An 8,901-nucleotide genomic window follows, 5' to 3' on the forward strand; every position below is an offset into this window, starting at 1 on the left:
ACAGTTTACTTTACACCCTCTTTGGATCTGAAAGATGGGCTGAATACGAACTCATCTCCTGAAAAAACCTCAATTTTAAATGATATCGATTTCGAACTTGAATTGATCAGACGAGATACCATCAATGTAACGTATATAATCCAGCTCCTTATTAAATTCAAGTCGAAAAAAGCGGGCAAGGATAGAGAAAGTATTGAAAAAGATATCGCCAATCTCTTAAACACAGAGGTATCGCTACGAAGCATAAGGGAACTCATAGAGAAATTTATTCAAGAAAACCTACCGCATATTGAGGACAGCGATACTATTCCGGATGAGTTTGAAAAATTCTGGAATATAGAACAAGAAAGCGCATTGCAGGACTTAATCAAAACTGAGAACCTGTTAGAAGAAGATACCGAAAGGCTAATTGAGAACTACCTTTTCACAGAGCGTGAGCCACTTCGTAAAGAAGTTCTTTCTCTTCGCGCCGACGGAAGACCTAGCGTTCTAAAATCCAAAGAGATAGGTGATCGTATCTTAAATAAGATTGTTGGGTTTGTAGATACCTTCGTTAATGGTATAACGGGGCTATAGTAAAAGCCTTAGCTTAAATTAGGAAAGTGCGAACAATAAGACCAAAAAATTTAAATACAATTATAATAAAAAGGACTATGGCATTATATAAATTGAAAGTAACTAGGTAATTTGGAGATATGCCAAAAGGCTATGAATTTCAAGTTGTCTCAGCCACTATACTTACACCTAATGCGAAGGATGTTGAAAGCGAAATAGCAAGATTAGGATTTAATAGAGAAGACCATGGATATAGAAGTCCTGGGAATTTTAAAGTAAAGAAGATGAGTTAGGAGGTTAAATTTTACACTAGTGATCTATATTCAGAAAAAATTAAAGCGCTATTTTCAGAAAGGATCTTATTTATATTAAAGAGGAATTTTATGACCACCTTATCAAATTATAATATAAAAAAAGGGAACCGTTTTACGAGTTCCCTAAAATCTTTTACTTGATTACGTTTCTACAAGAGAAAGAGGCTTTAACAAGTCTAAATGGATCAAATATAAGAATAATTTTTAACAACACCAAATATTATGAAAATAGAATTGAGAAATAAGTATTTGTCAAGACCTAGATACAATAGATATCTCATCGCTACAGCGTATCCTCCCGACCAAGCACATATTTTATAAGCGAGCTCTATTGTGGCGATTTGTAGCATGAGCATACAAGAAAAAAGAGAGTATATGCTATCGATGATAGCAGACTGGCAACAGAGCGGAAAGAGTAAGAAAGCCTACTGTGCTGAAAAAGGGCTCAATGAGGCCAAGTTTTATTATTGGATTTCTCGGATTAAAGAAATCGATAAGTCGGCTGTTGGCTTTTTAAACATCGATAAATCCAGTAAACACAGTGATATTGAAATTATCTATCCCAATGGTGTACGTATTAAGGTAGAAAACGACCTGGGGCTTCTCTCTCAATTGATACGTTTGTACTGATGTTTGCGCTAGGCTCATCGCATAGATTTTATCTCTATGATGGTTTTTGCGATATGAGGAAGTCTTTTGATGGACTTTGTGGATTGATCAGTTCAGGGATGCAACGATAAGCTACCAGTGGTGAGGTATTCGTGTTTCTGAACCGTAGCCGTACGCACATAAAACTTCTCCACTGGGAAAGAGGAGGCTTTGTGCTGTATTACAAACGTCTGGAAAGCGGGACCTTTTTACCGCCCCATGTAAAAAATGAAGAATTGTCCTGGAGTGACCTGGTACTGATGGTCGAAGGGATACAGGTATTAAAAAGTATTCAAAAAAGACGCTTTTCTTTGGCTTAAAAATGGACTTTAAATAGGATAAGAGCTACTTTTTGCGCATATTTACACTATGAAAAAAGCACTGGAAAACCTCTCAAAAGAAGACCTTCTCAAGGTCATTTCCAGTCGCGAGCAAGCCCTTGTTGAAAGAGATGAAAAGATAGATTACTTAGAGTCCCAACTCGCCATGTACAAGCGTATGCAGTTCGGACAGAAGCGCGAACGCTTTGAGGGCGATCCAGCCCAGACCATGCTTCCTTTTGAGGCGGAGCCTGCGGAAGTAGGGCAGCAACAGGAAGAGATCAAAGAAAAGATTGAATACATCCGCAAGCGCCCCAACCACAAAGGGCGCGCGAAATTGCCAGCACATCTTCCTGTAGAAGAAATCGAGATCCGCCCTGAAGGTGACTTATCCCAAATGATCTGCATCGGTAAGGAAATCACCGAAGAATTGGAATGCGAGCCTGCGAAGTTCTATATTAAACGCTACATCCGTTATAAATATGCTGCCAAAGATAAATCTACCGTAGCTATTGCCGAACTTCCTGAGCGTGTCATCGATAAAGGAATCCCCGGATCGAGCCTGCTAGCGATGATCCTGACCGGTAAATATCAAGATCATCTTCCATTATATCGTCAAAAACAGATCTTCGCTAGGGAAAGCATACAGATCGCCTCCTCAACGATCGAAGGATGGACCAAGCAAGCGCTGGAAAAACTAGAGCCACTGTATGAACAGCTCGTCTTCGATACCAAAGCACAGGGGTACCTTCAAGTGGACGAAACGCCGATAAAAGTACTGGACAGCGATAAAAAAGGAGCTACCCATCAAGGTTACTATTGGGTAGTGCGACCTGAAAAGTCGTTGATAAAATTGCATCAATATGAATACTATTCATATAGAGATGCCCACAATGCTGTTTGTGGTAGCCTATCTCGACATGCGTCGTAGGTAACTACGGGGTGTGAAGCTCGGGAGACAATGCACCAAATAACCGAAAGGTAACCGTGGGAACCGTAAGGGATCAAGCGGAACTGAAAGTACCATTCAGTATAGGGCTAGGCTGGCTGACAAGGCTAAATTAATTGAACTGCTTATACTTTCCGTCAAGTATGAAGGAGCCAAATGGTTACTGACAGGCTTCAACCAAACGGTAAATACGTGAGATAGATCAGGATCCATGGATCTACACAGCTAAATAACACGTACGGAGAAATTGCAGAGCCTAAACCAGCCGTGTTTTATCTACGGAACAGGGAAACTCCGTTGATGGCCTTCATCAGAAGGCAAGGCAACCGCAAGGAAGCCCCATCGTCAGCGGATGTAGGATAGGACAAAAAGCGAATGGTCACTTATAATGAGAGACATAGAGGTTGAAAAGATCGCCTTGCAGTGAAAACTGGCAGACTTGTCCTAGGTCATTACTGGCGATTAGACTTAAAGAACTTTAAATTCAGAAGACAAGCAAATGATCACAACAAGGAAAGCTGTGAATGCGGTCATCACATCCACACAACAACAAAACTGGGAGTCCATTCCATGGGATCTCTGTATGAGGATGGTCAAAAAGCTTCAAGTCAGAATCGCCAAGGCAACTAAAGAAAAAAAATGGAGAAAAGTTAAATCACTACAATGGTTATTGACACATTCTTTTTCAGCAAAAGCAATTGCTGTCAAGAAGGTGGTAGAAAACAAGGGCGGAAAAACTCCGGGCATCGACGGATTAGTTGTTAAAACTCCTCACCAGAAAACCTTCCTGATCCTAGGACTAAAAAGGAGAGGATATCGTGCAAAGCCTCTTAGAAGAATCTATATACCAGAGGCTAACGGAAAGTCAAAACGTCCGCTGGGAATCCCGACAATAAAGGACAGAGCTATGCAGGCTGTATATGCACTTGCCCTAACACCAGTGGCGGAAACAACAGCGGACCCGTGCAGTTATGGTTTCAGACCAGAACGCTCTTGCGCAGATGCAATGGAACACTGTTTTAAAGTGTTGTCAAAAAATGTTAGCCCAGCGTGGATACTGGAGGGTGATATCAAAGGGTGTTTCGACAATATTAACCATGCGTGGCTCCTGAAGAACATACCCATAGATAAATCGATACTCGCTCAATGGTTGCAATCGGGATATATCGAAAGTAAAAAGTTATTCCCTACCGAATCAGGTACCCCTCAAGGAGGAATTATCTCACCGATCCTATCCAATATAACATTGGATGGGCTAGCTAGAAGATTAAAAGAAAAGTTTGGGAACCGACCAATTGGCATAAATCTGATCAGATATGCGGATGACTTTATCGTCTCCGCAACAACCAAAGAATGCCTTGAGGAAGCGATCAAGCCGCTCATCATCGAATTTCTAGCGGAAAGGGGGTTACAACTCTCACTGGAGAAAACCCGTACAACACATATATCGGAAGGGTTCGATTTCTTGGGACAGAATGTCAGGAAATACAAATGTGGAAGATACCGCCAAAAACTCTTGATCAAACCCTCAAAAGACAACATTAAAACTTTCCTTCGAAAAATCAGACAGACAGTACGTAAATACAGAGGTATAGACCAAGTTTCTTTGATAAAAATCATTAATCCGAAGGTCAGGGGCTGGGCAAATTACCATAGATCAGTAGTGTCCAAAGCAATCTTCTCGAAGATGGATCATGAGATCTGGAAAGTAATATGGGGATGGAGTAAATGGCGACATCCGAAGAAGTCTGCAAAATGGATCATCAATAGGTATTTCCAAAGTAAAGGGCTGAGAAATTACTGTTTTAGCGGTTTGGAAAAGCAATTGGATGATAGTAAAAAACGCTATTGGCTGATCCATATGAGTGATGTTGCAATACAACGACACGTCAAAATCAGGCAAAATGCCAATCCATTCGACAAGGAACAGGACAGCTATTTCGAGCAGAGGAACACCAATAAGATGAAACAAAAAAAGAGTAGCCAGAGATCGGTTGATAGTGTTATCGCTTTGCAAAACGGTAAATGTCCACTCTGCAAGAAATCACTGAAAATCTTCCAAAACTGGCAAATCCGTCTGAGAAGAAGTTTCTCTAATGGCGGAAACTTCACCTACTCCAACATGATCATTGTACATAATAACTGTAATCGAAAGATCAACTCCAAATAACTGAAAGCCGGCAATGAAAACAAATCTATGCTTGTTAATGACCTGAGCTGTATGAGGCGAAAGTCTCACGTACAGTTCTTCGGGGGGAAGGGAGCAGTAATGCTCCTGACCTACCCAACTACCATGCTCCATTGGAGGGAACTGTGCTGTTTGACTATAGTCCTACCCGTGGTGGGATTGCCGCTGTACCTATGCTTGGAAACTTCAAAGGTTATCTTCAGACAGATGGGTACGCGGTGTACGAAAAATACGGTAAAAAGAAAGAGGTTACACACCTGGCGTGCTGGACACATGCACGCCGTGAGTTTGAAAAAGCGCTGGACAACGATAAAGCAAGAGCTGAAAAGACATTGTTGATGATCCAAAAGCTTTATGCCGTAGAGCGGAAAGCCAAGCAGGAAAATCTAAACGCAGAACAGATCAAAGAACTGCGATTGGCCGAATCCCTACCTGTTATCAACGAGCTGGGAAAATGGATCTTCCAGGAAATAAAAAATACGCTCCCTAAAAGCCAGATCGGAAAAGCAATGGCGTATGCCTATGCCAGATGGGATGCGCTATCTGCATACCTGTATGACGGAAATCTGCTTATTGATAATAACCAGATCGAAAATGCACTCAGACCTGTAGCTTTGGGAAGGAAGAACTACCTCTTTGCAGGAAGCCATGAAGCAGCACAGCGTGCAGCAATGATATACTCTTTCTTTGCGATCTGTAAAAAGCATGAGGTAAATCCATTTCAGTGGTTAAAGCATACATTGGAAAACATTATGTCAATAAACCATAAAAACTTAAAGGATCTTTATCCGCAGAACTTCAAGAAATCAGCTGACCTGTAGTTCGTAGGGCGGATACCTGAAAAGCATGCTTACCAAATGTGTCCAGCTGTTGATACCTTTTTGGTGCTTGTCTGAATTATGCTTGCGCACCAAAAAATTGAAATGCTCGCGGTCGATAAGCGAGAGAATCTGAGAAAATACTTTTATATTTACCATGGTGGTGATCTGTTTTAGCGAACTAAATATAGCATTCCCTGCTATATCATTCACCACCACTTTTCAAATCACATTTAGGACGCTAATGGTATAATATAAAACAAAAGTGAGTTGGAATAATATGGATGTGTAATCCATCGGGTAATATCCCCTATTCTATTAGAAAGTGTATGGATATTAGGCCTTTTCTTAAGTAATGAGTAAAGATTGTTCTTCAAGCTGGATAAAACTATTTGTATATTCACTCCATAAGTCTAAATAATAACTGGAATCACAAATCATATCAAAAAAATGAAAATTCAAGAACTGTTACTATTGACAAATAACATATCGGAGACAAAACTATTTTACTCGCAAACAATTGGTTTTGATATAGTTAAAGAAACAAAAAAAAGTATCTCATTTATCGTTGGAACTTCAAAATTGACTTTCGAATTAACAGATATCAAGCACAGTCCAAAATACCATTTCGCTTTCAATATTCCTTCAAACAAAATAGAAGAAGCATTGGAATGGATATTACAAAAAACAAATTTAATTTTTGCAGAGAATTCATATGTAACGGAATTTGATAACTGGAGAGCAAAAGCAATCTATTTTTTTGATAATAATAAAAACATTTTGGAGCTTATAAGTAGAAGTGATTTAAACAACAATAATGACAATCCTTTTTCGATAGAGCAGATTTTAAATATTAATGAAATAGGGCTTGTTACAGACATGCCTATTCAAACTGGGAATGAGATAATTCATCAAAAGGAAATTGATTTTTTTATGAAAGGCCCCCGAAAAGATGATTTTGTTGCTGTTGGTTGTGATGACGCTTTATTTGTTATTTCAAGTCCTAACAGAAGTTGGTACCCAACTCAAGAAAAAGCAGAAAAATGGAAAGTTAGAGCAACTATAAACATTGCTAACAAAGAATATGAATTGGAGTATAATTAATGTTAAATTGTTATATCTCAATATATTAAGCAACCTTTTTAATAGAAATCCATTTCACGCTCATTTTTAATTAATTATTCATCGCTCGCCGTCCTGCGAGTTGAACGAGGATCGTTGAAGAAAAGTGCAAAGCACTATTCAACTATATCTATGAAATAGACGAAGCTTCCTGGCGATATTTTTGAAAAAGGGCTTGTGACTTGGGCTTATCAAAAATAGTAACAAGACTAGCGTGTTACATAAATATAATGTCATAAATTTTTGACAATTAATTTTTATTATATGAATAACGTCTCTACACTTTGTGTAACATTATTTAAATTATTTGTATTAGTATATTTTATTTAAATATGTTTGGTCATCAACAATATTGCGCAAACTTTTCTACAGGGCTAAAAAGCGTATCTATCTGTATTTTACAGTCACTATTAGAATCATAATTATACTAGTGCCAGCGTCATCAGGTGTGTAGACTAGAGATTTGTTTATTTGAAAATTATACATTAAACTTGTTATATAGTTAAGTACAAGAGTTGATTAAGTGATTAATGTGTTCTCTAAATACATACTTATTACTATGTTAAACCTTTTACAGGACACAGTAGTTTAATAAGTGGATTAAATTAATAACATACACAAGAAGAAGAAAATGCAACGCGCAATGAAAACCAAAACAACACCAAAAGGGGTTAGATTGAATTGGACTTCTGTTAAGGAGGTAAAAACTGTGACTGTTGAAAAATTAAACATTAAAGGGTCAAAAGTTTTTTCAGAAGTTACTTCTGGTCAAAGATCTACATGTGATTTTAATTCTAAAAATTTCTTAATTCCTTAATATTGGACTTTAATTTCCCAGGGTATGAATTAAAATTCATACAAAAGAAAAACATAAAAGATGGTTCCGATCATCTTTTTTCGTATATATACAAGTTCTATTCACCTAAAACAAAACTGAATTATGTACTATTAGCAGACTGTCATACGCACGATTTTTTCTCGATTAAGTTTTATCCAAAATGCTATAAAAAAACAGATAAAAAATATTCTTTGATAACTAATAAAGGAGATATCGGAAATGTTTTAATAACATGTTTAAACGTGATCCCGATTTTACTTGCTGAACATCCAACTGGATCTTTTGGATTTGCAGGCGCTAGAACGTATGATAAAGCATCTAAAACAATTGAACCTCTAGAAAGTAATCAACGATACAAAACCTACACATATATTGCACAGAGAAAAATCGGTACATTAACATTTGAACACTTTGAATACCCTGAAATTAGTGGATATATGTTAATAAATAAATTATGTAGTTTAGGAATAACAGAGCAGGAAAGAGAAATAAGAGAAATGCTAGGAAATACATATAATGAATTACCTATGCCATAGCTTTACAATCCATCATCAAAGATTCCTTTAAGCAAGCTTCAGCGCCAGACAAAAAATAACAATGTACGGGTTTCCATATAATTGATTAATCGAGCAAAAATAAATCTATAGCACCTGTCTAAATACCCCGATCACCTGGAGATCTACCGTCTCCTCATCTTTCAATATAATGGGACTATAAGAATCGTCTGTAGACTTGGGTAGGAGAATAATTTCCTGATGTTGCCAGCCCTCTTCCGTAATGGTCTTTTTACTGGAATATTCTTTTATGGTATAATTGGCCCCAAAATCGCGATCTTCAAAACTACTGGATTCAACCAAACAGATCAGACCATTTCTGGAACCTCCCTGATAGCGCTCAAATAAACAGATCGAACCATTGGGAATAATCTTGTTCATGGATTCCCCGACCACTTTACAGGCAAAATAACGTTGAGGATCCTGATAGCGTTCTTCAACGTCAATATACTGCAAAGTGTCACTTTGTTGTAATTCGGAAAAATTACCTGCTGCAACCGCTAAATCATAAAAAGGTACACTATGGGCGCAAGGAACAGCACTGATCAACACCCCATCCTCTTGTTCTGCACCTTGTTTTGACGTATCCGTCCTA

9 protein-coding genes and 2 pseudogenes are annotated in these 8,901 nt (G+C 38.1%); 9 read left to right on the forward strand and 2 right to left on the reverse strand.

What is annotated here, in order from left to right; genetic code table 11:
- The 6 genes and pseudogenes from B3139_RS19280 to tnpC form a co-directional block, all read left to right on the forward strand.
- On the forward strand, window positions 1-576 hold a 576-nt coding region (locus B3139_RS19280; protein WP_293885119.1), incomplete at its 5' end, for a type I restriction endonuclease subunit R, EcoR124 family.
- A gap of 641 nt (window positions 577-1,217) precedes the next feature.
- Window positions 1,218-1,499, forward strand: coding sequence for an IS66 family insertion sequence element accessory protein TnpA (tnpA, locus tag B3139_RS19285; protein WP_293885120.1), 282 nt, complete (start codon window positions 1,218-1,220; stop codon window positions 1,497-1,499).
- Window positions 1,500-1,624: 125 nt separating this feature from the next.
- A pseudogene (gene tnpB / locus B3139_RS21590) lies at window positions 1,625-1,837 on the forward strand (IS66 family insertion sequence element accessory protein TnpB); the annotation flags it as partial.
- Between the two features lie 49 nt (window positions 1,838-1,886).
- On the forward strand, window positions 1,887-2,768 hold the full coding sequence (locus B3139_RS19290) for an IS66 family transposase (RefSeq protein ID WP_293885121.1): 882 nt from the start codon (window positions 1,887-1,889) through the stop codon (window positions 2,766-2,768).
- A gap of 517 nt (window positions 2,769-3,285) precedes the next feature.
- Entirely contained in the window at window positions 3,286-4,956 is a 1,671-nt protein-coding gene (ltrA, locus tag B3139_RS19295) for a group II intron reverse transcriptase/maturase (RefSeq protein ID WP_293885122.1), read from the forward strand.
- Between the two features lie 119 nt (window positions 4,957-5,075).
- A pseudogene (gene tnpC / locus B3139_RS19300) lies at window positions 5,076-5,795 on the forward strand (IS66 family transposase); the annotation flags it as partial.
- Here the strand turns inward: tnpC and B3139_RS19305 are convergent.
- On the reverse strand, window positions 5,781-5,951 hold the full coding sequence (locus B3139_RS19305; RefSeq protein WP_293885123.1) for a DUF4372 domain-containing protein: 171 nt from the start codon (window positions 5,949-5,951) through the stop codon (window positions 5,781-5,783). The pseudogene tnpC and the gene B3139_RS19305 sit on opposite strands and share 15 nt — an antisense overlap.
- A 291-nt stretch (window positions 5,952-6,242) precedes the next feature.
- Here B3139_RS19305 and B3139_RS19310 point away from each other — a divergent pair, with 291 nt between their 5' ends.
- The 3 genes from B3139_RS19310 to B3139_RS19320 all read left to right on the forward strand — a co-directional run bounded on the left by B3139_RS19310 (window position 6,243) and on the right by B3139_RS19320 (window position 8,288).
- Window positions 6,243-6,896, forward strand: coding sequence for a VOC family protein (locus B3139_RS19310; RefSeq protein WP_293885124.1), 654 nt, complete (start codon window positions 6,243-6,245; stop codon window positions 6,894-6,896).
- 661 nt (window positions 6,897-7,557) lie between these two features.
- Window positions 7,558-7,731, forward strand: coding sequence for a hypothetical protein (locus tag B3139_RS19315; protein ID WP_209576318.1), 174 nt, complete (start codon window positions 7,558-7,560; stop codon window positions 7,729-7,731).
- Window positions 7,732-7,943: 212 nt separating this feature from the next.
- Entirely contained in the window at window positions 7,944-8,288 is a 345-nt protein-coding gene (locus B3139_RS19320; RefSeq protein ID WP_293885125.1) for a hypothetical protein, read from the forward strand.
- Between the two features lie 105 nt (window positions 8,289-8,393).
- Here B3139_RS19320 and B3139_RS19325 read toward each other — a convergent pair.
- The coding region (locus B3139_RS19325; RefSeq protein WP_293885126.1) for a S24 family peptidase at window positions 8,394-8,901 on the reverse strand (508 nt) is incomplete at its 5' end.

The sequence above is a fragment of the Sphingobacterium sp. UBA1498 genome, assembly GCF_002325125.1.
Lineage (GTDB): Bacteria > Bacteroidota > Bacteroidia > Sphingobacteriales > Sphingobacteriaceae > Sphingobacterium.